Origin of the sequence: Lentibacillus amyloliquefaciens, assembly GCF_001307805.1 — a bacterium.
In the GTDB taxonomy this organism is placed as follows: Bacteria; Bacillota; Bacilli; order Bacillales; family Amphibacillaceae; genus Lentibacillus; species Lentibacillus amyloliquefaciens.
Map to the genome: position 1 here is coordinate 1,353,793 of NZ_CP013862.1, position 25,873 is coordinate 1,379,665.

Below are 25,873 nucleotides of genomic sequence, written 5' to 3' on the forward strand. Positions count from 1 at the left end.
TCCGATTCGTTCACTAACAATCATTGGAGGAAGAAAGGAAACCCCCACTGATTGAAGATTCTCTTTATTCTTCATCGATTTTTGTCAATGTGCGCGTTTTCCGAGCGACTTCTTCAGGATCCACATTAATTCGTGCAACACCGGATTCCATTGCCGCTTTTGCGACACTTGAAGCTACCAGTGGTGCAACCCTTGGATCGAAAGGTGCCGGAATAACATAGTCTTCTGATATTTCATCATCGGTTATCAGTGATGCTATTGCCTCAGCTGCTGCAATCTTCATTCGTTCATTGATGCGTGTTGCCCTGACATCCAGAGCTCCTCGAAAGATTCCCGGGAATGCCAGAACATTATTGACTTGGTTCGGAAAATCGGAACGGCCTGTACCAATAACTTTCGCCCCTGCTTCTTTAGCATCCTCCGGCAGAATTTCAGGGTCAGGATTTGCCATGGCGAAGATAATCGGATCATCATGCATTTTTTCCACCATCTCTTTTGACAGCAGACCGCCGGCAGAAACACCGATAAACACATCCGCATCTTTCAATATATCTTCGAGGGAACCTTCCTGTTTATCTTTGTTGGTCATTTTGGCAACTTCTTCTTTTACATCGTTCATGCCGTACTGTCTGCCCTCGTAAATGGCCCCTTTCGAATCACACATAATCATATCCCGGACACCTAAGTTGTGTAATAACTTTATAATTGCAATACCGGCAGCACCTGCACCATTGGCAACCACTTTAATATCTGAAAATGTTTTTCCGGACAGTTTCAATGCATTAATAAGTCCGGCTAGGGTCACGATCGCAGTCCCGTGCTGATCATCGTGAAAAATTGGAATATTCGTTTCCTTTTTCAGCCGTTCTTCTATAATGAAACAGTTCGGTGCCGCAATATCTTCAAGGTTGACACCGCCGAAAGTCGGCTCCATCAGCTTGACCGTTTCCACAATCTTTTCGATTTCATGTGAATCCAGACAAATCGGAAAGGAGTCCACACCAGCAAAGCTCTTGAACAATACAGACTTCCCTTCCATCACAGGCAACGCCGCTTCAGCCCCAATATTTCCAAGACCCAGAACAGCTGAGCCATCACTGACAACAGCGACCATATTACCTTTCATCGTATAATCATATACGGCATCTTTCCGGTCATAGATTTCCTTACATGGTTCGGCTACACCCGGAGAATAAGCTAGACTTAAATCTCTTGCATTCCGAACTGGAATTTTGGCTTCAGTCGAAAGTTTTCCTTGATTCACCTTATGAATGTGTAATGCTTCGTCTCTTAGGTTTGGCACACTATCCACTCCTTATAGGGTTCTCTAAAAAGTTATGAGGAATCTTGCTGCCATCGCGCTATTAATGCAAATAAGGCAAAAACCCCGCCGCCTGAAAGATCAAATCGGCAGGGTGGTCTGACCACTTAGTGTTTTCATTATAACAGATGGCTTTTATGTGTAAAGAAGAAAGATAGTCGGATGTATGTTATCAGACCACTTCAGCTTTTTTTCACCGTGTCCAGCACTACATTGCCGCTTCCGAAATAATCCTTCAGGGAAGACAGACACGCCTCATCAGGATTAACCAGGTATGCGAGAGATAACTTGTATGTCTTCTTTTCAGCCTGATCATAAACGATGACCGGTGTCCTGCCGGGTTTTTCGCTTGCTATACTTTTAATGGTATCAAAGGCACCTTCACTATTGTCATCTCTGATTCTGATGAATAAACGCTTGCTCTGATCAACTTCCCAATCCTGCTCATTAAATACTGTTATATCTGTCATAATCCATTGCAGCTGATTATTCCTGTTTTCCAGTTTTCCTGTAAATTCAACAAGCATTTCTTCACTTAGCCAGCGATGAACCTCCCTGTACAAATCAGGAAAAACAACAGCTTCCATCTCGCCTGTTTCATCTCCGATTGTCAAAAACGCCATCGGATCGCCTCGTTTAGTCCGGATGGTTTTAATGGCTTGTACGATTGCCGCACTTCTCAAATGTCGTTTCCCGGCCATTTTTGGAGCATCAGCCATTGATAGATACCCTGATGATTTTAGGATGTCACGGTATTTGGCAAATGGATGGCTTGAAACATAAATCCCGAGCAACGCTTTCTCATCACTTAATTTCTTCATCAAGCTGAAGTCTTCAATTGATACATAGTTTTCTTCCAGGGCCAGTGTATCCTGGAATAAGCTTGACTGCTCATTGAACTCTTTAAATAACTCCCCTTGCTCCAGAGCCTGATCAATTGATGCCAATAGGCTTGCCCGGTTGCCATAAAGCTCATCAAATGCTCCGGCCATAATCAGGGTTTCCAGTATTTTGCGGTTAATCACCTTTAAAGATACACGTAAACAAAAATCAAACAGACTCTTAAAAGCCCGATCTTTTCTGACGGTAATTATTTCATTTACAACCTGATTCCCAATGCTTTTGATAGACATAAAACCCATTCTGATTTGCTGTTTCTCCACCGAGTACTTGCCAAAGCTCTTGTTAATGGATGGAGACGCGAGTTCTAACCCATGCCCGTCTAATTCCTTCACATACATGTTTATCTTGTCGTGCTGTGTGCCGGCTGAACTCATCAGCTCAGCAAAGAAACTGGCCGGATAATGTGTCTTTAAATACGCCAACTGATATGAAATTTGACTATAAGCTACCGCGTGGCTCCGGTTAAATCCATAATTGGAAAACTTAACGATCCACTGAAATATTTCCTCTGCTACAGTTTCTGTATAACCGTTAGCAAGACACCCTTCGGTAAACACACTTTTTTGTTCAGTCATTATGTCCTGCTGTTTTTTACTGACCGCCCGCCGCAAAATATCGGCCTGTCCCAGTGAAAATCCTGCAATATTATGAGCGATTTGCATAATCTGTTCCTGATAAATCAATACACCATATGTCTTCCTGAGAATGGGCTCCAAATCAGGGTGCGGATATTTGATTGGCTCTTTACCATGTTTCCGGTTAATATAAACAGGTATGTTTTCCATTGGACCCGGCCGGAATAATGCGTTAACCGCCACAACATCCTCAAAAGTTGTTGGCTTTAATTGCATCAAAACTTGTTTCATGCCCTGTGATTCAAGCTGGAAGATACCATTCGTCTGACCTTTTTGTAATAAGTCATACGTTTGTTTATCTTCTGGTGGAATAGCTGCTAATGTAATCGGCTCTTTATTAGAAAAGCGGATCGTTTTTAATATACGTTCAAGCAGCGTCAGATTTCTGAGTCCCAAAAAATCCATCTTTAACAAGCCGATTGCTTCCAGATCGTTCATGGCATACTGAGTCAAATATGTATCTTGCGTCCCCGCAGTCAATGGGACACGTTCTCCCAAAGGCTCCTCACTGATAACGACACCGGCAGCATGAGTTGACATATGACGCGGAATCCCTTCAAGTCTGGCAGCAATGGTAAATAAAGCCTTCAATTTCTCTGATTGTCTGATGTATTGCTGCAGATCTTCAGATTCACGGACATACGACGCAATCGGATGTCTTGCCTGAACGGGAAATTTTTTTAAAATATAATTACTGTCTTCCTGATCGACATCCATTGTTTTCATCAGTTCGCGCAGCAATGATCGGGCAGCAAATGTACCAAATGTAATAATTTGCGCCACATGCTCGGTCCCATATTTACGACGGACATAATCAATAACCTCATCCCGTCTCTGATCAGAAAAGTCGATGTCAATATCAGGCATCGAGACGCGTTCAGGATTCAAAAACCGCTCGAACAGTAAATCATATTTAATCGGATCGACCTCAGTAATCCGCAGGACATAAGCCACCAGTGATCCTGCTGCAGAGCCGCGCCCGGGTCCGACAAGAATATTCTGCTCCTTGGCATATGCAATGAAATCCCAGACAATTAAGAAATAATCACTGAATTGCATTGACTGGATGACGTTCAACTCATACTCAAGACGTTCTTCTATCTCATCAGTTATGACCTCGTATTTATCCTGCAGAAATTTGCGGCATAGTTTTTCAAGGTATTGATTAGCATCCATCTGTTCAGGAACGGGATAAGATGGAAGCATTCGCCTGTTAAAATCAAATGTTACATGACATTTTTCTGCAATGACACGTGTCTCAGATATGATCTCAGGCCAATCGGCACCAAAAAGACCCTCCATTTCTATCCCGGAACGTAAATGCCGTTGTTTAGACGAGGGATTTGTAATACGCAGCGGCCATTTTCTATCCTGCTGCATGGCACGTAAACAATCAAACGCAATATCATCTTTTTCATTCAGGTATCGGACATCGTTCAGTAAAACGGCCTTGGTCTGATAAGTTTCGTTAAAAGCTTTTATTGCCTGGTTGATATGCCGTTCTTCCTGGAGCCCGTGATCCTGAACACCAAGGTAGAAATCTTCCCGGTCAAACATATGCCATGTTAAATCCAAATATTCCTTAACCTGATCATATGATTTATCCTGCAATTGTGTCCCGACACCGGACTCTGACGCAACGACAATGCAAATCAGCTCCCCGCTGTAACGCTTCAACTCAGATTGCCCGATACTATGCGTTTTGGATAATTGAATGTGCGAACTTAACTTCATCAAATTCTGATAGCCTTCATTGCTTTTTGCCAGAAGAATACACGTATCCGTTTCGTCGTCATTGGAACCAATCTTTACATTCATCCCAATGATTGGCTTAATGCCTTTGTCCAGACATGCCTTATAAAATGGGATAGCACCATATAAAACATGTTCATCGGTTAACGCCAGTGCGTCGTACTGCAGCTCATGCGCTTTTTCCGTGAGTTTTTCCATTGTAATGGTACTATTCATGAAGCTGTATCCGCTGCGGACTTGTAAATGTGTAAACGACATGCTATCCCACTCCCCCTTTAAAGTATATGCCTTTATTATAGCTAATCCTGTTAAAGACTGCATTTTATACATTTCAACCGTTCTGACATATCTTGTCCGAAAACTTCATAAAATGAACCAGTATACAGACAAGGAGCCTACATGATGGAAGAACGGTTTATTGTTCAACTCATTCATTGTTTTTTTATCGCTTTTGGTGTCATTATAGGCGGATCCATTATTGGCAGTATCGGCGGATTTATTACCGGAGATGCCCCGTTCACTCAAATGAGCAGAATTGCTGACAGATTAAGAATCTGGGCAATTGTAGCCGCGATTGGCGGGACATTTGATGCCATCGCCAATTTTGAAAAAGGGGTGCTGGACGGTTCCACCTTTGATTTATTCAAACAAATTATGCTTATATTAACAGCAATGGGCGGGGTAAAAGCCGGTATTATCATCATCAGTTGGCTCATTCAGGAGGATGTCGGCTAATGCACATCCCGCCATATCATAAAAAATCATCGGTTCAGCGCTTTCTTGTCGGCGCATTTATCGGTTCAGTCGTTGCCTATTTTATTTTCGTTTATATGCATGGATCAATGTATGGACAGCTTTTGGAAGAAAACCGTAATCTCAAATCAGAAGTGCGGGAATTGGAGCAGCAAAATGATGCATTGCTTGAAGACAATGAAAATCTGGATGAGCAGGCCAAAGAACCGATAAAAGTTGAAACCATCGAGATTACAATCATTAATGAAGAGGATTTGCCGGATAAGCTGATTATACATGACCTTAAAGAATTAATGAAGGACGAAATCAATCATATTATCGGCAAAGATCTTTCCATCATTGCAGAAAGCGATGGTCTGTTAGAAGCGACTATCCAAAACAAAGTGTTTACCATCGATGATTTTGAATTCCAATTCACTGTTGAAAAACTATACTTGACTCCTACAGTAAAGATTTCAGTGGAAGCCACTATCGCCGATTAATATGACTGGTTAATGAACAAACACCCCCATATTATTATGAACGTTACGATAGAACCATCTCCGTAATGGAGATGGCTCTTTTTTTATTTTCACGCATTATATTGCCTGCACGCTTCGTCGAGATCTTTTACAACATTTTCAGTCTCCTGCCATGTGCTGACAGTGGCCCCCGATGCCATTGGATGTCCGCCGCCATTATATTTGGCTGCGATCTCATTGATAACCGGCCCTTTTGAACGCAAACGGACTCTGATCAGCTCATTTTCTTCAATAAACAATACCCATGCTTTAATGCCTTCAATATTACCGAGCACCCCGACAAGCTGACCGGTTTCCTTTGAACTGACACCATATTCATCCAGCAGCGCTTTTGATAATCTAACAGAACTTAATCCGGATTCCGCAAGTTCAAAATGCTGTAAAATATAACCCTGGAGCCGGGCAATATTATCTTTCGTTTGATAGATGCCATCATAAAGACTCGTCCGGTCAAAATTATAAGCAACAAGCTCTGAAGAATGCTGAAATGTCTTTTTTGTTGTGCTCGGAAATAAAAATCTTCCCGTATCACCAACGATACCAGCATACAAAAGACGCGCTGCTTCATCGTTAAAGGTAAATCCTTCACCTTTTCCGGCAACATATAAATCATAAATCATTTCACTCGTAGAACTTGCAGACGTATCCACCCACAACAGATCGCCAAATGCATCCACATTTGGATGATGATCAATTTTAATGAGCTGACTTCCGTAGTCAAAGCGCTGATCACTGATACGGGTAGCATTAGCTGTATCACATACAATTACCAATGCATTGTTATATGTATCATCATCTATATCGTCCATATCCGCCAAAAAGTCCAGTGAGGGCTCACTTTCACCGACGATATACACATTTTTGTCCGGGAAAGACGCTGCTATCATTTCTTTCAGTCCTGCCTGAGATCCGTATGCATCCGGATCAGGGCGCACATGCCGGTGAATAATGATTGTTTCATATGTCTTTATCGCTTGAATAATAGCTTGTTTACTCATTTTATTCTCCTATCTTTGTCACATTTAATCATTTATATTACTTTCGCAAGTGTCAAAAACAAGGTACAATAAAACTTCAAGTGAAACTTCTATCACGAGATAACTGAAAAGTTTCACCGCAGGGTAATCGTTTGTTCCCGCATCGTTTTTAATACTGAAAATTACAGGAGTCGATCTCATGATTATTTTCCCGATTATTATTGTCATATCGCTTGTTTTCTGGGTATATTACAAAGTCGCCATTCTGAAAACGGATGATGGCCTCACTCAAGCTTATTTTAACGCAAAATCCCGTATTTGTCTTGGAAGTTTCATCTTCTTTTTTGGCATTAATCAGTATATATTTTATGAAACCAGGATCTCTTTATTTATCGGTATAATTTTCCTGGTTTTGGGAGGCCTGCATTTATATTCCGGAATCAAAGAAGCGAAACACTACCGTAGAGAGTGGAGGCGATTAAACCCGCAATGAGACCGCTTGTCAATAATCCAACAGACGAAAGGAATCGGCCCATAGCCGATTCCTTTTTCAGAAATACTCTCCTCTACTCTCCTCATAATTTCTATTGCTTCTAGAAGGAAATACACGAAGACTCCAGCGGGAAAGCGAAGACGTTGAGACCCCACAGCGAGCATTCTTTGCGAGCGAGGAGGCTCAGCGCGAGCCCTAAGGTGCGCGGAGTGTATTTCTGAAGCGGTAGACGATGCACCAACCTACACCTAAAGTTACTTCGCAGTTTATGGATTTTGTAACATAAACAGCAACTTTTTAGAAAACAGCTTTAAGTGAAGATAATACTACCGATCAATCAGCTGTGCCATCAGCAGCCCTTTCCCTACCATTTTTTTGCCGCTGAAAACCTCTACATCCATTTTAGCGTATATCCGTCCGGCTTCCAGTATGTGTGGTCTGATGGTCAAATGGCTGTCGATTTGAACGGGTTTCAGAAAATAGACTGTCAGATTCTCAACAACGAGATCACCTTTTTTATAATGACGCAGAATCCGGCTGCTGGCTTCCGTCATTAGATTTGTAAACACACCATTTGAAAGTGTTCCAAGCTGATTCGTCATTTGGGGGGTCACTTGCGCATGAAAAACTGTATCATCATCTTCATCAGGCAGCAGATTGCTGGCAACGATATCATCAATTGTCTCACCGGTTTGCGGCTGCCTCTGGATTTGTTGAAGGGCTTTGAGGACATCCTGCCGTGATGCAATCCCTCTCAGTCTGTTGGAAGAATCAACAACAGGCACCACTTCAATTCCTTCCCACACCATTATGTGAGCAACATACGCCAGTGATGTTTTTTCTTGAGCAGCAATTGGATTTTTGGTCATGATTTTTTCAACAAGCATATTCATGTCTTTTCCGATAACGTCTTTTGAAGTGATCATGCCCACTACTCGTTCTTTTGCATCTACGACCGGATATCTTGTGTGTGTCGATTGTTCGTTTAATTCATACCAGCGCTCAAGCTTGTCTTTCGTATATAAATACAACGATTCATCATATGGCGTATAAATATCACCGATAAACACGATTTCCTTTTTAATCAGCTGATCATAGATAGCCCGATTGATCATAGCAGCAACAGTGAAGGTGTCATAGCTTGTCGACATAATCGGCAGCTGCTTTTCGTCCGCCAGTTGTTTAATCTCACCATTAGTATCAAAACCGCCTGTAATCAAAACAGCTGCACCTTCATTTAATGCCAGCTCGTGCGCCTTCACTCTGTTTCCAACAATCAGCAGCGACCCTGCTTCAGTATATCGCATCATAGCATCCAGCTGCATGGCTCCTATCACGAACTTGTTCAATGATTTATGGAGTCCCTCTCGCCCTCCAAGCACTTGACCATCCACTATTTTGATAACTTCAGCAAACGTAAGCCGTTCAAAATTATCTTTCTTTTTCCGTTCGATTCGGATAGTGCCGACACGTTCAATGGTGCTGACAATCCCTGGTTTTCTGCTTCTTTAATGGCACGATATGCTGTCCCTTCACTAACATTCAGAGTCTTGGCAACTTGTCTGACTGAAATTTTGTGACCAATTTCCAGCGATAAAATATGTTGCAATATTTGTTCATGTTTCGTAGCCATTTGAGTCACCGACTTTCAACTGTACTAGTCTTTATCTTCACCATTTATTATACAGTTGATACAGCAAAACCTCAATGATTAAGCCCTTTCGCGCGTTTCAGCACCTTCCTGTTCCATAACCGGAGGATCAGTCATCTGCAAAAGTGTTGCAAAATTAGCCCCAACAACCAGCAACAGAAAGCCGAGCCACACGCCCCAAAAAAGAACAGCCTCTTGAATAACAGCATCCGGCATAACGGGCCATGCAATGTATAGGAAAAACCCGGCTAATAACAAACGCAAAATCGCATAATGTCTCAAAACATATCTCCTCCCTGCTGTCAGCTTATGATGACAGCGGCCGGTAAAGAACCAAAAGGCGATGCTTTAACTGAAATGGTTGAAATACCATCCCAAAAGTGATTCACCATAAAAATAAGCCACAACAGCTGCAGTAACAATATATGGTCCAAACGGAACCGCCTGTTTCCGGTCAATGACTTTCGTTAATAACAATACCAGGCCGACAACGGCACCTAGCACACAGGAAAGAAATAAAGTGAGCAATGTCTTGTCAAATCCCAACACAATGCCCAAAATGCCAAAGAGCTTCATATCACCTCCGCCCATTCCTCCGCGGCTTGCCAAAATGATTATGGCTATAATCACCATACCGCTTAAAGCTCCGGTAATAGAAGACCACCAAGGGTCCAGAGGGTTTATAATACGCGTGAAAATCAACAGCGGCAGAAAGAAAAGCAACACATTATTCGGAATAAGCATGTATTTCATGTCAGTTACAAAAATAATAACAAGCAGCGACATTAATAATAATGCTGTCACTAATTCAACCTGAAATCCCAGTTTTATGTAAGAGAACGCAAAGAGTAAACCGGTTATCAATTCGATGACAGGATACATGATCGATATAGCACTTCTGCAGTGTCTGCACTTGCCGAGCTGAAAAAGATAGGACAAGATTGGAATAAGCTCATACCATGATAATTGATTTTTACAATGAGGGCAGATGGATCGGTCAGACGCGAAAGAACGTTTTTGAGGGGCGCGTAATCCAACGACATTGAAAAATGAGCCAAAAATCATGCCGAGCAGGAAAAATAGAAGAATGAGAGGATTCGTCATTTCTGTACTCCTTATTAAAATTTAAATTATTTGTTAAGTTATTATAGCATGACCTGCTCAGTATAACAGCCCAAAAATTAAAACGTGAGCATGAGCGCTCACGTTTTAATCTTACAATTCTGTTGTTTCACCAATCTTCATTGCCTTGCCTTCTCCGGTTTTCACTTTGGAAGCAAACGCTTCGGCATCCTGTTCGATTAGCGGGAAGGTATTGTAATGCACCGGAACAATCGTCCCTGCATTAATCCAATCGGAAGCAACCAGTGCATCTTCCGGTCCCATTGTAAAGTTATCGCCAATCGGAACAAATGCAATATCGATATCATTCATCTCACCAATCAGCTTCAAATCACTGAATAACCCGGTATCGCCTACATGATAAATCGTTTTACCGTCAATCGTCAGTAAAATTCCGCCCGGCATACCGGTGTAGATAATCGTTCCGTCTTCTTCCGTATAAGAAGAACCGTGAAACGCCTGGGTGAACTTCACTTTGCCAAAATCAAATTCGTGAGCACCACCAATATGCATTGGATGCGTATTCAGGCCTTTGCCACCTAAGTAATTTGCCAGTTCATTCGGAGCAACGACCAGTGCATCGTTACGTTTGGCAATATCTTCGGTGTCCCCGACATGGTCGTTATGACCGTGTGTTAACAGAATCACATCTGCTTCAACCGACCCCGCATCAAGATCACAATCTTCTGTTCCGGAAATGAACGGATCGATTAAAATGGTATGATTATTTGTTTGAACCCGAACTATAGAATGTCCATGATAGGATACTTTCATGATTATCGCTCCTTTTGCAAAATAGTCTGCACTCTATACATTCGATAGAGACCTCCCAAACTCCTTTACCCGTTTCAACTATTTTTATTCATTTCAATTAAAAATCAGCTCAAAATCTTTAGTATTTGAAAAATAGACCACCATCAGAAAGATCTCTCCCTAATTAAAAATTTCAGCGTCCATTGAATTCAAAATACCCGCCTTTAAGAAAACGGCCTTATGTAAAAAACGTTCAGATACTAATATAATCCGAACGCTTTTACGGGTGCTGATTATGCTGTCAAAAGAAACAGTTATTTGGGAGCACCCTATTTGTTATTCTTTGCCCATTTTCTTTTTTAACTCAGCCAATTCATCATCGACTTTGTTATCGTCATCATTCAATTGATCAAATTCTTCATCCAGTGAGCGGTTTTCGTGTGTGAAGTCTTCACTCGTGTCAGCCTCGGCTTCATACTGCAGCACTTTTTCTTCCATCCGTTCAAATCCTTTCTTGGATTCATCACTGCCTATGGCTGACATCGTCCGATTCATTTTTGTTTTTGTTTTTGCGGACTCTGCACGGGCCTGAAGTGAATCTTTTTTCAATTTCATCTGCTGATATTCTTTCTTCATCTCATCGAGCTTATGACGTAATTCACGCGTATCTTTACTGGCCTGCTCCCATGACTCTTTCAGCAAACCTGCCTGTTGTTCAAGGTCAGCCTTGTCTTCCAATGCACGCTTTGCCAAATCTTCATTTTCCGCCGCTACTGCCTGCTCAGCCTGATTCTGACGTTTTTCCACTTTTGCCTCTGCATCATCAGCTTTTCGCTTCAGCATTTTTTCATTGGCGACTTGTTTGGCAACCGCTGACTCGACTTCCCGGATATCGCTTTCCATGTCCCGCATAAACTGATCAAGCATTTTCACCGGATCTTCCGCCTTGTCAACCATAGCATTCAATTCCGAACCGACAACAGTCGAAACACGTTTAAAGAACTTAAACATAGATTTAACCTCCTTAATTAAAATATTTCCAAAAGATATCCGTTATTTTTTAGTCTTCTTTATACAATACGAATAACTAACGAAATGGTTTCAAAATTGATCGATATTTCCTGGATCGATTTGTTATAATGAAGATCATGACCAGAAGAGAGGTGCTTACATTGACAAACAGACTGGACACTCTGCTCGAGAAACTCAAGGATCAGAAACTCGACAGTATGCTTGTGACGTCTGCTTCGAATTTTTATTATCTGAGCAATCATTATACAGATCCGCACGAACGCGTTATTGCTGTGTATGTCAGCAGATTCCATGACCCATTATTGATTATACCCGCTTTGGAGAAAGATGATGCCAAAAAAGCAGGTTGGGAATTCGAATTAATCGCCTATAGTGACCATGAGAATCCATGGGAACTGTTTTATAAATTCTTAAAGCGTCACAACAAAATGCCAGAAACAATTGCAGTGGAATATAATCATCTGACGCTGGAGGGTTTCGGGCAAGTTAAATCAGTGCTGCCGAATGCTGTTTTTCAGGATGCGCAGGAAATCCTGTCCAACTTACGCGTTATCAAAAGTGCTGAAGAATATAAACTGCTTAAAGAAGCGGCTAAATTTGCCGACTTCGGTATCGAAACCGGCATCAAAGCTATAAAAGAGGGCACCAGTGAACTGGAGATCATTGCAAAAATCGAATACGAGCTGAAGAAACAAGGAATCCAGCAGATGTCCTTTTCGACAATGGCTTTATCAGGAACCAAAACGGCATCACCGCACGGAACACCTTCAATGAAAAAAATCGAAAAAGGTGATCTTGTGCTATTTGATCTTGGTGTCGTTTATGAAGGGTATTGTTCGGATATTTCACGAACGGTCGCCTTCAACTCCATCACTCCTGAACAGGAAACAATCTACAATACAGTCCTGGATGCGGAAACGAAGGCGATCAAATCATCAAAGCAAGGCATTGCTGTCAAAGATATTGATTTAGCGGCACGTCACCACATAGATGAAAACGGTTATGGCCGATATTTTATACATAGAGTTGGTCATGGACTTGGAATCGAAACACATGAATACCCTTCGATGCATAGTGAAAACAAACTGCCGATCGAAAAAGGGATGTGTTTCACAATCGAGCCGGGGATTTATGTACCTGATACGGGCGGTGTTAGAATCGAAGACATGATTTTCATAACTGACGGTGGTGCTGAAACATTAACAAGGTTCCCGAAAGAACTGCAAATAGTGGATTAATATATGTGCGAAATAAAGTGAATCTTCAATCAGTGGGGAGTTCTTTCTTTCCCCCACTGATTGTTAGATGAACGAATCGGACATTTACTGACAGTTGATCCCCCGCCTATTCTTCATCATCGTATACGCGAACATTTGAGATGGGGGTCTTTCTGCCAGTTACATGCGGGATAAATGGCCATGAATAATGATTAAAAGCGGTTCCTCCCATAGGAACCGCTTTGAGTTATGTTTAATGTCTTTTGGCTCATCAATTTGCACTATTCTACCGGTACCTGTTTATGACATCAATCCCGCCGGTAATTTCAAATATGGAGCCTGTTATCATATCCGAATTGTGATCACACAAGTATAGAATCGCCCGCGCTATATCTTCCCCTGTTCCTGGCCTGCCAATCGGAGTTTTATCGCCGTTAACCTGTCTGCTTTCTTCAATTTCAGCTTCCTTCATATCCCCAACTATGTTGCCCGGACAGACCATATTTGAAGTGATTTGGTTCTCGGCTTCTTCTATAGCAATTGTTTTTGTCAACGACACAAGTCCGCTCTTAGCCGCTGCAAAAGCAGCACGATATGGCCAGCCTGATGCGTTATTTGCTTCCTGGAAACCGTAATTGACAATCCGGCCGAATCCACGCTTTCGCATATGTGGCAGCGTCTCCTTCAACAAATAAAATACCGCATTCAAATTTCCATTCATCATTTCATGCCACTCATCATCCGAATAGTCAAGCAGCTTTTTGCGTTCGAATACAAACGGACCAGCATTGTTGATAAGGTAATCAATACCGCCATGGTGATCAACGGCGCGATTGACCAAATTGACAATGTCTTTTTTTCTCGTCACGTCTGTTTTTTCAATATATAATGATTGGCTGTAAGAAGCAAATTCTTTTTGCAAGACCTGAGCTTTATCAGCATTAGTGTGATATGTTGTTGTTACCTTGTGTCCGGCTTCCAGAAATTTTTTAACCACTTGTTTTCCAAGTCCGGATGTTCCGGCTGTAATCAAGGCATGTCCCATCATTCGCTCCTCCTTATTCAGTACATAAATTTTGACTGAATACTTGTCATGATTGACATTATAACACAATAAACTGATTATAAGCAGGAAAACAATCCACCCGACCTGAATTAAGATCAGGGTGGATTGCTTTACCATATCACTTCTTCTGATTATTATGCGTGTGGATACTGCGGTTATTGGAAAGCTTATTCTTATCCTCAATAACACCGCTCTGATAGCTTTTGAACAACTGATTTCTTACAGCAGATATGCCTTTTTCATCTTCAAACGATTTATTTTTCTTTGACAAGTTATATCACCTCCAGTTTTAGTATGTTCACATTTAAGACATAAAAAAGCAGTTGATCTTTCCAGTTTTACAAAAAATTTGATTGTCAGTCGCGTTGAACGGGTATTAATATAATAAGAAAGAAGGAGGGGAATACAGTGGATTCTGAATATAAGCAGATTGTCGTTGCAGTTGATGGATCGGAAGCTTCGGAAAAGGCTTTCAAAAAAGCACTGGACATTGTTAAGCGAAATGAGGCACGTATGATATTGGCCCACGTTGTCGACTCGAGAACCTTTGCTACGGCAGAGGCCTATGACAGGACTCTTGCGGAACGGGCAGAAGAATATGCAAAAGATTTAGTGGGCAGTTATGTGGAAAACGCAAAAGTTGCCGGTGTTACAAATTTGGTGAAATGCATTGAATATGGTTCTCCAAAAGTAAAAATTGCCAAAGACATTGCAGGTAATTTTGGAGCAGATTTAATTATTTGCGGTGCTACCGGAATGGGTGCAGTCGAACGCTTCCTGATCGGTAGTGTTTCAGAAAGTATTACACGGTATGCCTCATGCGATGTGCTCGTTGTACGGTAACATTCATATAAATATGATTAATATCTATCGCGCGACTTTTCACTCGTGATCGCGCGATTTTATACTTTTTTGGATTACAGGATATCCTTTTTTGCTTCATTTATGACATGTGCCAGCTCAGGAATAACCAGTTTATTCATGGCTAATTTTACTGCCCCTGAGGAACCAGGTGTTGCAAAAATCGGTGTATGTTCAATTACACCGGCGATAGCCCTTGATAAAACAGCCGATGAGCCAATATCTTCCTGATAGCTGAGCATACGAAAAATCTCCCCAAAACCGTTCATTTCTTTACTAAGCATCGGTTTAATTGTCTCGATGGTCACATCCCGGTAAGCAATCCCGGTTCCGCCATTTGTTAAAATGACATCGACATATGGATCCTTACAGCCGGCTTCGATTTCATTCTGAATGACATGCTTATCATCTGAAATAATCTTTTTGACCATCACGTTATGACCTGCTGTTTCAAGCAGTTCTGTCATCAGCCGCCCACTTTTATCCGTTGCATCAGTTCGTGTATCACTGATTGTAATGACCATGCAATTAACCGGGGCTTGTCTTTCTTTATGTTTATGGACAGCCAAAACCCCCCTCCTTTAGCCTTCCTTTATCAGTCTTACCGTATCACGTGCAATCACCACTTCTTCATCGGTCGGTATCACCATCACTTTTACCGGAGAATGCGGATAATTGATAAACGCTTCTTTTCCTCGTATCTTATTGCGTGAAGGATCCCAATAGACACCCATAAATTCCATCCCGGTAAGGACTTTTTCCCGGATCACATCACTATTTTCACCGACACCCGCAGTGAAAATAATGGCGTCAACACCTGACATTCTTGCAGCATAAGAACCAAGATATTTATGAATCCGCCCTGCAAAAACTTCCAATGCCAACTCCGCACGGTCGTTTTCATCAGCATGCTGCTCAATATCACGCAGGTCACTGGAAAAACCGGATAATGCTAACATCCCGCTTTTATTATTTAATATATTAACGACTTCATCTGCTTCTTGTCCTGTTTTTTCCATGATGAATGGAATCAATGCCGGGTCAATGTTTCCGGAACGCGTACCCATTGTGACACCTGCCAGTGGCGTGAAACCCATCGATGTATCAATCGATTTGCCATTTTCAATTGCGGCAATACTGGCACCATTTCCGAGATGGCATGAAATAAGACGCAACTGTTCAAGCGGAATGCCCATCATTTCTGCGGCACGCTGTGAAACATATTTATGTGAAGTTCCATGAAAACCGTATTTGCGTATGCCATAATCCTTATAATATGCGTAAGGTAAACTGTATAAATATGATTTCTCCGGCATGGTCTGATGAAAGGCGGTGTCGAATACTGCCACCATCGGAACATCAGGCAGAATTTCCCTGAATGCACGAATACCTGTCAAATTAGCCGGATTATGCAACGGAGCCAATTCAGAAACCTCTTCAATCGTTTTGATTACTTCATCTGTTATGATGACGGAATCACTGAACTTTTCTCCACCGTGCACAACACGATGGCCAACAGCTTTGATCTCATCCATTGACTGAATTGCACCTGATGATTGAAGTTTATCCAACAATAATTTAACCGCAACATCATGGTCAGGTATCTCCATTATCTCCTTGTTTTTCTCCATAACTTCAATCGAAAAAACAGAGTCGGTTAAACCAATACGTTCCACGAGCCCTTTTGCCAAAACCGATTCATCAGGCATATCGATTAATTGGAATTTCAAAGAAGAACTACCTGCATTGATTGCCAGTATCTTGGACATACGACCAAACCCCTTCATACACTTATTTATTCATATTCTCTTTAAACCATTGGTTCATTTGCGCTAAGATATCGTTCATGGCTTCGGTATTCTTAAATGAAGGCAACTGAGCTAACAACGGCTGTTTCAATGCGCTTGTTTCCGGTCCATTTTTTTGCAGCAACAGGATACTTTTTCGATTTTTTTCAGATTTAAATGCTGATTCCGGCAGCTGCACGACACCGATAATATGTGCATTTTCCTGAAGATAGGCATGCAGTTTGTCAGACTGATCACTTTCAAAAAGAAATTCAGGAATGACGAAAACCAAGTATCCGCCTTCTTTCGTATAATTGATGCTCTGTTCGATAAATAAATGGTGGGCATACGAATGACCTTCGTCTGCTGTCATTTCATAATCATTTGCGCGAATGTCGTCAGGATAATAACCAACCGGCAAATCGCTGATGACCAGATCAACCGGATCCATCAGAAAAGGACGCAAGCTGTCCTGATGGAAAAATTCAATTTCCTTTTTCTGCAGATTAGCACTCAAAACAGCGAGCTGAATAAGTGTCGGATCAACTTCTCCCGCTGAGACGTCACCAACATCGTCCAGCTGTTCCATGACAATCGATAATAAATTTCCCGTACCGCTTGCCGGGTCAAACACCCGTAAACTTTTTTGACCTTCTGTTAATTTGCCAGCCAAATAGCCGGCAAACAAGGCGACTGTTTCAGGTGTCATCAGGTGTTGTTCCTGAGTTGCCCCTTTCATTCCTTTTAAAATGGCGAGCTGCACAGCTTTTCTCACTTCCACCACTTCATAAGATGCGGTGTCCGGTAATTTTTGCAGCTGTTCTGTTAATTCTTTCTGTGGCTCTCCTTCAAAAACGGCCTCCAGGACAATTGCCAAACTGTCTAAATACGTTTCATTCAAATCTTGCTGAACTGTTTCCGTTAAATTATCAATTTGTTCAAATAAGCCTTCCACATTTGATTGTTCCATTCTTAATCCTCCGATCCACTCTTGAGAAAGCGGTTCTATTGTATCAAATGACCGGCGCATCCTGAAATAAAAAGCTCCCCTGCCACATTTCGAGCAGGAGAGACGCAACAGGAGAGATTTATCCCGCATGTAACTGGCGGCAGTAAGACCCCCACCACAAAAGTTCGCGTATACGATGAAGATTAGTTGGGGGATCAACTGCCAGTATATGTCCGATTCGTTCACCTAACAATCAGTGGGGGAAGAAAGAAAACCCCCACTGATTGAAGTTTCACTTTATTCCGCTTTTTTCGCTGCTTCCAAGGCACCCTCATAATCCGGATGATTGGTTGCCTCATCGACATATTCCACATAAGTGACATTATCATTTGAGTCAACCACAAATACAGCGCGTGCCAGAAGACGGAGCTCTTTAATCAGGACACCATATTTTTCACCAAAATCTGCCTGACGGTGATCTGATAATGTATCCAAATTCTTCACGCCATTTGCTGCACACCAGCGTCCCTGAGCAAACGGCAAATCCATGCTGATGGTTAACACCTGGACATTTCCAAGCTTGTCTGCTTCTTCATTAAAACGCTTTGTTTCATCAGAGCAGACACCCGTATCAACTGAAGGTACAGCAGCGATCAACCGCACTTTGCCTTTATAATCACTGAGTGATACTTCCTGAAGATCATTGGCTAAAACCGTAAAGTCAGGAGCCTTATCACCGACTGAAACTTCATTCCCCAACAATGTGACCGGATCCTGATTAAATGTAACATTTGCCATGTGAATCATCCCTTTCGTATAAATTTATTCATAAGTACGTGTTCAAAAAGGAGCATTCTTACCGGACTTTTTGAACAACCTTTATAACTTTATTATGAATGGAACGGTCACATATGTCCACTGTTAAGGTGCATCAATCGTATGAATTTTTTGTGAACTAAACATCGTAATTTTGATCAAATTCATCATTAAATGACTGCTGTGACTTACGCTGTTGTTTTTTGTCCTGCCTGCTGCGGGCTTGTTTTGACTCCTGATTCTCTTTATCGTTACTTTTACTATCGCTTTGTTGACTGGACTGTTGCTTCATCATTTCAGGAAGCCCTGATTCTTTTAATAATTGCTGAATTTTTTCGGCTGCTTTCGGTGCAAAATCGAGTAATTTTTCATATATATGCGTATTTTCATCTAGGTGAATCATTTTAATTCCTTTTGGACTGACAATTAAAAAAGCAACCGGTGTCACAGAAACACCACCCCCGCTGCCTCCGCCAAAAGGCTTGGATGCACCGGAGGACGATTCACCTGATGAGCTTCCGTTGAATTCGCTGCCACCTGCAGCAAATCCGAATCCCAGCTTTGATACTGGTAAAATGACACTGCCATCCATCGGTGATTCAATTGCATCTCCAATAATTGTATTAGCCTCCGTCATATCTTTTAAATTCTCCATTGCCGTCGTCATCAGACCCTCTATCGGATGTTCATCCATGATAATCCTCCTTCTTTAGATGATTGCTTCCTGGTTCTTAGGATCTTTCCGTATGAATTTCAGTAATGCATAGATAGCTTGCCCTGTCCTGATTGTTATCATACAGTCCACTTTCGAATCGATTTGTTTTTGATTAAAAAGCGGAATTACCTCAAGAAGCGGCTTGTGGTCAAAATGGCTTTTAGACGATAAAAGACCTGTTATCATGCCTTTTACAGACCAGATTCCACCTGTCAAAACCCCGGTAATAGGTGCTTTTCCGGCACCAACTTCCGTAACCCATGAAAAACGTTCAAATCGAAGCCTCTCTAGAATGATTGTGGTCATGTCATGATAACTTTTTAGTCTTTGAATAAAATTTTCGCTCATCTTGTGTAATAATGTTAAGGTCTCGTCCAGAGATTGATCTTGATTATTCGTTTCTTCCGATAAATCAACAGTTCGTTTAAAAATCCGAATACGAAAATAATAAACAGCAAGATCGAGCGTTTGCTGGTTCTGATCAAACAGTACCGAACAATCAATCTTTATTCGGGACAATAAAACGGCAGCTATGAGTATAATCAAAAAAACACAAAATAACCCAAGAACCATAGGATCACCTCTTCACTAGCATATTCTGCTGCAAATTCCAGTTTTTACACATGATTAGGATTAAATGAAAAGAAATGATAAACTTGGGAAAATAAGTACTATGTATATTGTGAGGTGTCTATAATGCCTGATCGTAATAACATATTTTTTTACTATAAACCTGATAAAAAACTTGATGAAAAATTGCAGCCACTATTTGAATTGGCCCGCCAAAACGCGTTCAACATTGTAAAAGATCCCGATGACGCTAACGTGATTGTCAGTGTTGGAGGAGATGGCGCATTTCTTCAAGCTGTTCGACAGACCGGCTTTCGTCAGGACTGTTTATACACCGGCATAACCCGGTCAAATGAATCAGGCCTGTATTGTGATTTCAATATGGACAATTTCGAGGAGATGCTACACACCATGCAGCACGAGGCGATGGAAGTACGCCGTTTCCCGGTCATTGATGTTACAGTCAACGGCGGTCGGTCAACCTTTCATTGCCTGAATGAAATCAGCATCCGCACGAATATCATTAAATCTATTGTTATTGATGTGCATATTGATGACTTACATTTTGAAACGTTTCGCGGAGATGGACTGGTCGTCGCAACACCAACCGGCAGCACGGGGTACAATAAATCGGTCCAAGGTGCGATTATCGATCCTAAGATCCCTTGTTTCCAGGTGTCTGAAATTGCATCACTCAATAATAATCGCTATCGTACATTAGGATCATCATTTGTATTAAACAAAGACCGGCAGCTGACGTTGAATGTTGTGCAGGATGGTAATGATTATCCGATTATCGGGTTGGATAATGAAGCCTATTCAATCCGCACGATTCAGGATCTGACAGTTCATTTAAGTGATAAAGTCATTAAAACGGTTAAACTTAAAGACAACTCTTATTGGGACCGGGTCAAACGGACATTTTTATAATAAGTTTCAGGTCTCCGAAAAACCTTTCAGTTGCTCTGAACAGCATGTTTGCACACTTTAATTTGGATTACATCCCAAACAATTAAACGGGGCTATCCCTAAAAAAGGATAGCCCCTGGCCATTTTGATCTTATTGTTGTTATTGTGGCATATTGCCGCCAAATTGTTGCTCGGCTGTGTTTACGAGCCGCTTAGTAATTTCTCCCCCAACGGAACCATTCGCCCGGGAAGTGGTATCTGCACCAAGTTGTACACCAAACTCCTGTGCAACTTCAGTCTTCATTTGGTTTAAAGCTTGTTCTGCACCAGGCACTACCAGTTGATTTGAACTGTTGCTCTTTGGCATAGTCAATCACCTCCTTGGTAACCTTATATTGTGTACTTAGAGGTGATTTTAAAACTGGTAGTTGTTGTCAATCCATTAATGAGATTGCTTAAAATAAATCCTCAAATTCTTTTTCAATGTCTTGTTTGCCGGTCAATGTGATTTCTTCAATACCATTAACTGCTTCATCAATCAGCTCCGAAAATTCGGCTTGTGATTCAAATGCATTTACTTTTTCCCTGGCCGGTCTTGTTTTTGGTGATTTTGGCACAAAAATCGTACAACAATCCTCGTAAGGACGGATTGAAATATCATACGTATTAATTTGTCTGGAAAATTTAATGATATCATCTTTGTCCATGGACACAAGCGGACGGAGAACCGGATAATTCGTCACTTCATTAATCGTGTTCATGCTTTCCATTGTCTGGCTTGCCACTTGACCCAGACTTTCACCTGTTGTCATCGATAAAATCGATTTCTGTTTACAAACCTGTTCACTTATTCTAAGCATCATGCGCCGCATAATGGTCATTGCGTAATTTTCCGGCATTTCACGGAAAATATGCTGCTGCAGTTTCGTGAATGGTACCACATGGACTTTTACCTTGCTGCCATAGTGCGTTAATTTTTCAGCTAAATCCAATACTTTTTGTTTTGCACGTTCACTCGTAAACGGTGGTGAGTGAAAATGAATAGCTTCAATTTCCACACCGCGTTTCATTGTGAGAAATCCGGCAACAGGACTGTCAATGCCGCCTGAAAGCATCAGGAGCGTCTTGCCTGACGTTCCCACAGGCAGACCGCCAAGACCGGAAACAACGCTTGAAGTAATATACGTTGCTTCAAATCTAATTTCCACCTTCAGTTCCAAATCGGGCTGATGCACATCAACCGTATAACCGGTTGTATTTGACAGAAGATGTTTGCCCAGCGCTTGATTCATATCCTGTGAACGGATCGGGAAGTCCTTATTGATACGCTTCACAGATACTTTGAATGTCTGAACATCTGTACTGTTTTCCAGTGCCCATAATGCCCCGTCCTTAATTTCAGATTCATCATTTTGAAGTTTTATAGCCAAGCTGAGACTTTGGATACCGAAGATGTTGCGGCATTTCTCCATAACCGGCTCAGGGTCGTGGCCATTCAGCAGGACAAACATCCTCCCTTGAGTGCGTTTTACGGTTGCATTCGGGAACGGCTTAAGCTGCTCGCGAATGTTGTTCTGCAGCTGTAAAATAAAGCTTTTCTTATTTTTCCCTTTCAGCGCCAGTTCCCCGTAGCGGATTAATATATGATCATATTGCATAACTATCTCTCCAGTACTGCTTTTAGTTGATGAATGGCTTTTTCTAAGCTTTCCAAAAAAATCCTGATTTCTTCGGTCGTTGTATCATATGAAAGACTGATACGAAGAGCTGAAGACGCTCGACCTGAGCCAACGCCGCATGCCGCGAGAATTTTACTCTCATCTGTGTGCTTTGATGAACAGGCGGACTTGGTCGATATATAAATTCCCTGTTCACCGAGTGTATGAATAATCACTTCAGGCTTTAAACCGGGAACCGAAATATTGATGATATGAGGTGCTGCGACTTCAGGCGTGTTCACTTCTACACCGCTCATTCCGGAAAGTTTCCCGCAAAGCTCCTGTTGCAGTTTCCTCATATGCTGCCTGCCGCTTGCTCCCCGTTCTTTCACCAGCCGGAGTGCTTTTACCAATGACACTGAACCGGCCAGATTTTCGGTCCCGGACCGCAATGCATGCTCCTGATTGCCCCCATGGAACAACGGGAATAAAGTCGTCCCTCTTTTGACATATAGTAAACCTGTTCCTTTTAATCCATGGATTTTATGACCTGAAATCGTACAGAAATCAATCCCGCTTCCATCAAGCTCTAACGGTACCTTACCAATTCCTTGTACATGGTCAACATGGAAAAAAAGTTTAGGGTAGTTTTTAGCAATTTTTCCTATTTCTTTAACAGGCTGAATTGAACCAAGTTCGTTATTGACATGCATAATACTGATTAAGATGGTATCGTCTCTGATGGCTTTCTTTACATCCTCAGACGCCACGACACCATTTTTATCAACCGGAAGATACGTCACATCAAACCCCAATTGTGCAAGGCCTTTAAATGCTTCATCGACTGAGGAATGTTCGATTTCTGTGGTGATAATGTGTTTGCCACGTCCTTGATGTTCAAGGGCAACTCCTTTAATAGCTATATTATTCCCTTCCGTCCCACCTGAGGTAAATACTACCTCATCTTGATGGACGCCAAGCAGTTCTGCAGCCTGATTTCTCGCTTTACCCAACAGTTTTTCAGCTTCTCCCCCGAGATGATGAATGCTTGATGGATTGGCAAAAAAGCGCTCAGAAGCCTGCTGAAAACTTTCGAGCACAGAAGGGTCAGGTTTGGTCGTCGCGCTGTTATCCAGATAAATCATGTTCATACTCCCTTATAGAGGTTGTTCAAAAAGATGATCATTCATAATATAACAGAAAGTAAGGCTGACTTTGGAGCGAAAGGTTTTACGTTTACCCTTCCCATTAAGACAGCCTTTACATCATCAGTTTCTTATTTTAAATATTGTTAATTCAAATCCAGTTCGTCCAGCAGCACATCAATTGAAACCTTGCCGGAATCATTTTTTTCATTAATGTCGGCGAGTTTTCTTGAATTGTACGCCACTTTATTCTGTATGGAAAAACCCGCTCACATTCATATTGTTCAAGAGAAAATGTGGTTTTGTTTTTATCCTTATCGACCACACCTGTTTGTGAGGACGTATGCAGTGTTGCAACAGCAGCAGGCTGCATATTTGAAACGAATAAATACGACCGCCGCCCAAACGACTATGACAATGACACCCAAGAAAAACATAACCGATTTAACCTGGGTGCACTTTAATTCGCAGCCTTCTGAAATTGTTCAATATGTTTCAAAGCACCAGGCTCAACTTCCTCCACAGCTTTTGCAGCATGTTCAAGGGACAATTCATATTCATATGAACGGAAAAGCCGCTCAGCCTCAACGAGTTTGGCCGCCAGAGCAGGGTCCTGACTTCGGTAGCGATTGGCATATTGAATGACCTGCTCAGTTAAATAAGCCTGTTCAAGTATCAGATCTGTCTGCTCAATAACATAGTCAATTGTTATTCTGGCTTCAGATAATGCACGTTGAACCTCCGCCATGTCAAGCGGCTGTTTTTCCAGTGTATTGAACACATGGTTATTTTTACTTGCAGCCTCATCCATTTTATTCCAAATAAAAGTTGGAATGCCCGGGATATTGCTTTTATTCAACCGTCTGTTAACTTGGTATAGCTGGTTTTTCATGTCTTTTAATGTTTCTTTTGCTTCCATTTCATCCTTCCGCAAACTTCGAATGCGTTCTTTAAATTCATCATGCTCCGCTTCAAGGGAATCAAGTTCCTTAAACCCGTCTTCAATCTCAAGGCGCAGCTCGGAATGGGAAGAAGTGTTTTCTTCTTCAACCGCTTCAGCTGTTTCTTCAAGTTGTTTGCGCAACTGAGTAATGGATTTATCCAAAGACAGATATTTCTCCATATCGCTATCTTCAAAATAATAACTTTGCTTTAATGTTTCAACTTCTTCTTTCGTTACATCAAAAGTTTGAATCATGTTATTTAATGCTTCCTGATACGGTCCTATTTTCGTTTCAACGTAATTCTTGGCAATGGCTTCTTTTTCAAGCAGCTGATACATTTCAGCCATCCGCTCTTCAATTTCAGGAATAACAGCTTTCCCTTGTGAAATGTCGCCTTCTTTTAAGGAATCCATGCAAGCGTCAAGTTTGTCTTTATAGTATTGAACCTCTTTTTCAAAACCGAGATGCTCAATCCTATATCCACCATCTTTCATTTCCCGAAGGCCACTGAGCAATTCATTCAGCTCTTGCGGCAAATCTTGCTTGCACTTTTGATAAATTGAAGGGAATTCTTCCATAACAGCTTTAAGGTCATCCAGTTTCAATTTCAGTTCATCAACCAGCTTTCGCGCTTCAGTATAATCTCCCGACTCGATCATCTCATGATAATGCTGCATATCTCCTTCCAGTTCATCCAGCTTTGAATCAAATTCTTTATCCGCAACACCATACTGGTGACGGTTTTGTGAAAGAGTTCTCCGTAGGGCTTCCAAGTCAGGTTCTATCTGTTCAATTTCTTTACGGCTGGTTTCCTCGGAATCCATCAGCTGATTAAGTTCTTCCAGCATGTCTTCTATATTTTTTTCAATTGAATGCATCGTTTGATTAACGTTATGCAATGTTTTTTTCGCACTTGGAAAGCGAAACCGGTCTGCCGCTTCTTCTGCATCAAATAAGTATTCTTCTATGTCCGGCAGATCTTTGGAAACAATCTGTTCCCACTGTTCCTTCCAGGACTCAAATTTTTCCTGAGTTTCACCAGACAAGTTCAACCGTTTAATCCGGGAAATCTCTGACGCTATATTGCGATGCGTAACATCCATCTTCCAGGATTCCAAACGATCCACTTCATCATAAACCCTTTTTCGTAAAATAAGTCCCGTAATAATTAATGCTATAATAACTAAAATGCTTCCGATTAAGTATGCCATTCAGTGCCTCCTAACTTATTAAAAAAGAGGTTGCTCAAAAAGGCCTGTAACAGTAGATTGCCTGAGACGTTAATCCTTTCTGAACACACATTTAAATAAGAGGATTTATCAA

At 41.6% G+C, this 25,873-nt stretch carries 26 protein-coding genes and 1 pseudogene; 7 read left to right on the forward strand and 20 right to left on the reverse strand.

The genetic code is table 11. The features are described 5' to 3' along the window. Positions 1 to 64 precede the first annotated feature (64 nt). Together ystJ and dnaE are read right to left on the reverse strand one after the other, a co-directional pair. Entirely contained in the window at positions 65 to 1,303 is a 1,239-nt protein-coding gene (ystJ, locus tag AOX59_RS06850; protein ID WP_068443710.1) for an NADP-dependent malic enzyme, read from the reverse strand. 200 nt (positions 1,304 to 1,503) lie between these two features. Then, positions 1,504 to 4,869, reverse strand: coding sequence for a DNA polymerase III subunit alpha (dnaE, locus tag AOX59_RS06855; protein ID WP_068443713.1), 3,366 nt, complete (start codon positions 4,867 to 4,869; stop codon positions 1,504 to 1,506). A gap of 144 nt (positions 4,870 to 5,013) precedes the next feature. Here dnaE and ytrH point away from each other — a divergent pair, with 144 nt between their 5' ends. Both ytrH and ytrI read left to right on the forward strand, forming a co-directional pair. Then, positions 5,014 to 5,346 (forward strand): sporulation membrane protein YtrH, encoded by a 333-nt coding sequence (gene ytrH, locus AOX59_RS06860; RefSeq protein ID WP_068443715.1) that lies wholly within the window; start codon positions 5,014 to 5,016, stop codon positions 5,344 to 5,346. Continuing rightward, on the forward strand, positions 5,346 to 5,846 hold the full coding sequence (ytrI, locus tag AOX59_RS06865; protein WP_068443718.1) for a sporulation membrane protein YtrI: 501 nt from the start codon (positions 5,346 to 5,348) through the stop codon (positions 5,844 to 5,846). Before ytrH ends, ytrI begins: the two co-directional genes overlap by 1 nt. An 89-nt stretch (positions 5,847 to 5,935) precedes the next feature. On the opposite strand, the gene AOX59_RS06870 is transcribed toward ytrI, so the two are convergent. After that, positions 5,936 to 6,883: a DHH family phosphoesterase gene (locus tag AOX59_RS06870; protein ID WP_068443722.1), complete on the reverse strand. Its 948-nt coding sequence runs from the start codon at positions 6,881 to 6,883 to the stop codon at positions 5,936 to 5,938. Positions 6,884 to 7,061: 178 nt separating this feature from the next. Here AOX59_RS06870 and AOX59_RS06875 point away from each other — a divergent pair, with 178 nt between their 5' ends. Continuing rightward, positions 7,062 to 7,355 carry a YtpI family protein gene (locus AOX59_RS06875; RefSeq protein WP_068443725.1) on the forward strand — a complete coding sequence of 98 codons (294 nt, stop codon included), beginning with the start codon at positions 7,062 to 7,064 and terminating at the stop codon, positions 7,353 to 7,355. Between the two features lie 326 nt (positions 7,356 to 7,681). Here AOX59_RS06875 and AOX59_RS06880 read toward each other — a convergent pair. The 5 genes and pseudogenes from AOX59_RS06880 to AOX59_RS06900 form a co-directional block, all read right to left on the reverse strand. Beyond that, positions 7,682 to 8,988: pseudogene (locus AOX59_RS06880) on the reverse strand (DRTGG domain-containing protein). A 78-nt stretch (positions 8,989 to 9,066) separates the two neighbouring features. Continuing rightward, a complete protein-coding gene (locus tag AOX59_RS06885; protein WP_068443728.1) occupies positions 9,067 to 9,288 on the reverse strand; it encodes a hypothetical protein in 222 nt (73 codons plus the stop codon). A 66-nt stretch (positions 9,289 to 9,354) separates the two neighbouring features. Then, entirely contained in the window at positions 9,355 to 10,110 is a 756-nt protein-coding gene (locus AOX59_RS06890; RefSeq protein WP_068443731.1) for a prepilin peptidase, read from the reverse strand. Between the two features lie 111 nt (positions 10,111 to 10,221). Further along, entirely contained in the window at positions 10,222 to 10,902 is a 681-nt protein-coding gene (locus AOX59_RS06895) for a metal-dependent hydrolase (RefSeq protein WP_068443734.1), read from the reverse strand. Positions 10,903 to 11,217: 315 nt separating this feature from the next. After that, on the reverse strand, positions 11,218 to 11,892 hold the full coding sequence (locus tag AOX59_RS06900) for a PspA/IM30 family protein (protein ID WP_068443737.1): 675 nt from the start codon (positions 11,890 to 11,892) through the stop codon (positions 11,218 to 11,220). 161 nt (positions 11,893 to 12,053) lie between these two features. Between AOX59_RS06900 and AOX59_RS06905 the strand changes: the two genes are divergently transcribed. Then, positions 12,054 to 13,151 (forward strand): M24 family metallopeptidase, encoded by a 1,098-nt coding sequence (locus AOX59_RS06905; protein ID WP_156418650.1) that lies wholly within the window; start codon positions 12,054 to 12,056, stop codon positions 13,149 to 13,151. 265 nt (positions 13,152 to 13,416) lie between these two features. On the opposite strand, the gene AOX59_RS06910 is transcribed toward AOX59_RS06905, so the two are convergent. Together AOX59_RS06910 and AOX59_RS19995 are read right to left on the reverse strand one after the other, a co-directional pair. Beyond that, positions 13,417 to 14,175, reverse strand: a complete 759-nt coding sequence (locus AOX59_RS06910) for an SDR family oxidoreductase (RefSeq protein WP_068448185.1) — start codon at positions 14,173 to 14,175, stop codon at positions 13,417 to 13,419. A gap of 139 nt (positions 14,176 to 14,314) precedes the next feature. Continuing rightward, entirely contained in the window at positions 14,315 to 14,467 is a 153-nt protein-coding gene (locus AOX59_RS19995; RefSeq protein ID WP_169792863.1) for a hypothetical protein, read from the reverse strand. A 137-nt stretch (positions 14,468 to 14,604) separates the two neighbouring features. On the opposite strand from AOX59_RS19995, the gene AOX59_RS06915 reads away from it, so the two are divergent. After that, positions 14,605 to 15,039 carry a universal stress protein gene (locus AOX59_RS06915; protein ID WP_068443739.1) on the forward strand — a complete coding sequence of 145 codons (435 nt, stop codon included), beginning with the start codon at positions 14,605 to 14,607 and terminating at the stop codon, positions 15,037 to 15,039. 74 nt (positions 15,040 to 15,113) lie between these two features. Here the strand turns inward: AOX59_RS06915 and AOX59_RS06920 are convergent, their stop codons facing one another. The 6 genes from AOX59_RS06920 to AOX59_RS06945 form a co-directional block, all read right to left on the reverse strand. Next, on the reverse strand, positions 15,114 to 15,626 hold the full coding sequence (locus AOX59_RS06920) for a MogA/MoaB family molybdenum cofactor biosynthesis protein (protein ID WP_068443744.1): 513 nt from the start codon (positions 15,624 to 15,626) through the stop codon (positions 15,114 to 15,116). 12 nt (positions 15,627 to 15,638) lie between these two features. Continuing rightward, complete coding sequence (locus AOX59_RS06925) at positions 15,639 to 16,826, reverse strand: acetate kinase (protein ID WP_068443747.1); 1,188 nt, start codon at positions 16,824 to 16,826, stop codon at positions 15,639 to 15,641. Positions 16,827 to 16,848: 22 nt separating this feature from the next. Continuing rightward, entirely contained in the window at positions 16,849 to 17,814 is a 966-nt protein-coding gene (locus AOX59_RS06930; RefSeq protein ID WP_068443750.1) for a class I SAM-dependent methyltransferase, read from the reverse strand. Between the two features lie 276 nt (positions 17,815 to 18,090). After that, positions 18,091 to 18,591, reverse strand: a complete 501-nt coding sequence (tpx, locus tag AOX59_RS06935; protein WP_068443753.1) for a thiol peroxidase — start codon at positions 18,589 to 18,591, stop codon at positions 18,091 to 18,093. A gap of 157 nt (positions 18,592 to 18,748) precedes the next feature. After that, positions 18,749 to 19,303: a GerW family sporulation protein gene (gene ytfJ, locus AOX59_RS06940; RefSeq protein ID WP_068443755.1), complete on the reverse strand. Its 555-nt coding sequence runs from the start codon at positions 19,301 to 19,303 to the stop codon at positions 18,749 to 18,751. Positions 19,304 to 19,318: 15 nt separating this feature from the next. Then, a complete protein-coding gene (locus AOX59_RS06945; protein ID WP_068443758.1) occupies positions 19,319 to 19,897 on the reverse strand; it encodes a DUF2953 domain-containing protein in 579 nt (192 codons plus the stop codon). 123 nt (positions 19,898 to 20,020) lie between these two features. Here AOX59_RS06945 and AOX59_RS06950 point away from each other — a divergent pair, with 123 nt between their 5' ends. Further along, a complete protein-coding gene (locus tag AOX59_RS06950; protein ID WP_068443761.1) occupies positions 20,021 to 20,824 on the forward strand; it encodes an NAD kinase in 804 nt (267 codons plus the stop codon). A gap of 139 nt (positions 20,825 to 20,963) precedes the next feature. On the opposite strand, the gene AOX59_RS06955 is transcribed toward AOX59_RS06950, so the two are convergent. The 3 genes from AOX59_RS06955 to AOX59_RS06965 all read right to left on the reverse strand — a co-directional run bounded on the left by AOX59_RS06955 (position 20,964) and on the right by AOX59_RS06965 (position 23,606). Beyond that, on the reverse strand, positions 20,964 to 21,170 hold the full coding sequence (locus tag AOX59_RS06955; RefSeq protein ID WP_068443765.1) for an alpha/beta-type small acid-soluble spore protein: 207 nt from the start codon (positions 21,168 to 21,170) through the stop codon (positions 20,964 to 20,966). Between the two features lie 88 nt (positions 21,171 to 21,258). Continuing rightward, on the reverse strand, positions 21,259 to 22,461 hold the full coding sequence (gene thiI, locus AOX59_RS06960; RefSeq protein ID WP_068443767.1) for a tRNA uracil 4-sulfurtransferase ThiI: 1,203 nt from the start codon (positions 22,459 to 22,461) through the stop codon (positions 21,259 to 21,261). Between the two features lie 2 nt (positions 22,462 to 22,463). Continuing rightward, positions 22,464 to 23,606, reverse strand: a complete 1,143-nt coding sequence (locus AOX59_RS06965) for a cysteine desulfurase family protein (RefSeq protein WP_068443772.1) — start codon at positions 23,604 to 23,606, stop codon at positions 22,464 to 22,466. 296 nt (positions 23,607 to 23,902) lie between these two features. Between AOX59_RS06965 and AOX59_RS20000 the strand changes: the two genes are divergently transcribed. Beyond that, the gene (locus AOX59_RS20000) at positions 23,903 to 24,070 is read left to right on the forward strand and encodes a hypothetical protein (protein ID WP_169792864.1); all 168 of its coding nucleotides are present in this window, start codon (positions 23,903 to 23,905) and stop codon (positions 24,068 to 24,070) included. Here AOX59_RS20000 and ezrA read toward each other — a convergent pair. Beyond that, positions 24,067 to 25,761 (reverse strand): septation ring formation regulator EzrA, encoded by a 1,695-nt coding sequence (gene ezrA, locus AOX59_RS06975; protein ID WP_068443778.1) that lies wholly within the window; start codon positions 25,759 to 25,761, stop codon positions 24,067 to 24,069. The genes AOX59_RS20000 and ezrA overlap by 4 nt on opposite strands. Positions 25,762 to 25,873 lie beyond the last annotated feature (112 nt).

What these genes read in the sequence shown, in the direction of transcription:
- dnaE (WP_068443713.1), bottom strand. Translation starts at nt 4,869, where the DNA reads ATGTCGTTTACACATTTACAAGTCCGCAGCGGATACAGCTTCATGAAT.
- ytrH (WP_068443715.1), top strand. Translation starts at nt 5,014, where the DNA reads ATGGAAGAACGGTTTATTGTTCAACTCATTCATTGTTTTTTTATCGCT.
- ytrI (WP_068443718.1), top strand. Translation starts at nt 5,346, where the DNA reads ATGCACATCCCGCCATATCATAAAAAATCATCGGTTCAGCGCTTTCTT.
- AOX59_RS06870 (WP_068443722.1), bottom strand. Translation starts at nt 6,883, where the DNA reads ATGAGTAAACAAGCTATTATTCAAGCGATAAAGACATATGAAACAATC.
- AOX59_RS06875 (WP_068443725.1), top strand. Translation starts at nt 7,062, where the DNA reads ATGATTATTTTCCCGATTATTATTGTCATATCGCTTGTTTTCTGGGTA.
- AOX59_RS06890 (WP_068443731.1), bottom strand. Translation starts at nt 10,110, where the DNA reads ATGACGAATCCTCTCATTCTTCTATTTTTCCTGCTCGGCATGATTTTT.
- AOX59_RS06895 (WP_068443734.1), bottom strand. Translation starts at nt 10,902, where the DNA reads ATGAAAGTATCCTATCATGGACATTCTATAGTTCGGGTTCAAACAAAT.
- AOX59_RS06900 (WP_068443737.1), bottom strand. Translation starts at nt 11,892, where the DNA reads ATGTTTAAGTTCTTTAAACGTGTTTCGACTGTTGTCGGTTCGGAATTG.
- AOX59_RS06910 (WP_068448185.1), bottom strand. Translation starts at nt 14,175, where the DNA reads ATGGGACATGCCTTGATTACAGCCGGAACATCCGGACTTGGAAAACAA.
- AOX59_RS06925 (WP_068443747.1), bottom strand. Translation starts at nt 16,826, where the DNA reads ATGTCCAAGATACTGGCAATCAATGCAGGTAGTTCTTCTTTGAAATTC.
- AOX59_RS06930 (WP_068443750.1), bottom strand. Translation starts at nt 17,814, where the DNA reads ATGGAACAATCAAATGTGGAAGGCTTATTTGAACAAATTGATAATTTA.
- tpx (WP_068443753.1), bottom strand. Translation starts at nt 18,591, where the DNA reads ATGGCAAATGTTACATTTAATCAGGATCCGGTCACATTGTTGGGGAAT.
- ytfJ (WP_068443755.1), bottom strand. Translation starts at nt 19,303, where the DNA reads ATGGATGAACATCCGATAGAGGGTCTGATGACGACGGCAATGGAGAAT.
- AOX59_RS06945 (WP_068443758.1), bottom strand. Translation starts at nt 19,897, where the DNA reads ATGGTTCTTGGGTTATTTTGTGTTTTTTTGATTATACTCATAGCTGCC.
- AOX59_RS06950 (WP_068443761.1), top strand. Translation starts at nt 20,021, where the DNA reads ATGCCTGATCGTAATAACATATTTTTTTACTATAAACCTGATAAAAAA.
- AOX59_RS06955 (WP_068443765.1), bottom strand. Translation starts at nt 21,170, where the DNA reads ATGCCAAAGAGCAACAGTTCAAATCAACTGGTAGTGCCTGGTGCAGAA.
- thiI (WP_068443767.1), bottom strand. Translation starts at nt 22,461, where the DNA reads ATGCAATATGATCATATATTAATCCGCTACGGGGAACTGGCGCTGAAA.
- AOX59_RS06965 (WP_068443772.1), bottom strand. Translation starts at nt 23,606, where the DNA reads ATGATTTATCTGGATAACAGCGCGACGACCAAACCTGACCCTTCTGTG.
- ezrA (WP_068443778.1), bottom strand. Translation starts at nt 25,761, where the DNA reads ATGGCATACTTAATCGGAAGCATTTTAGTTATTATAGCATTAATTATT.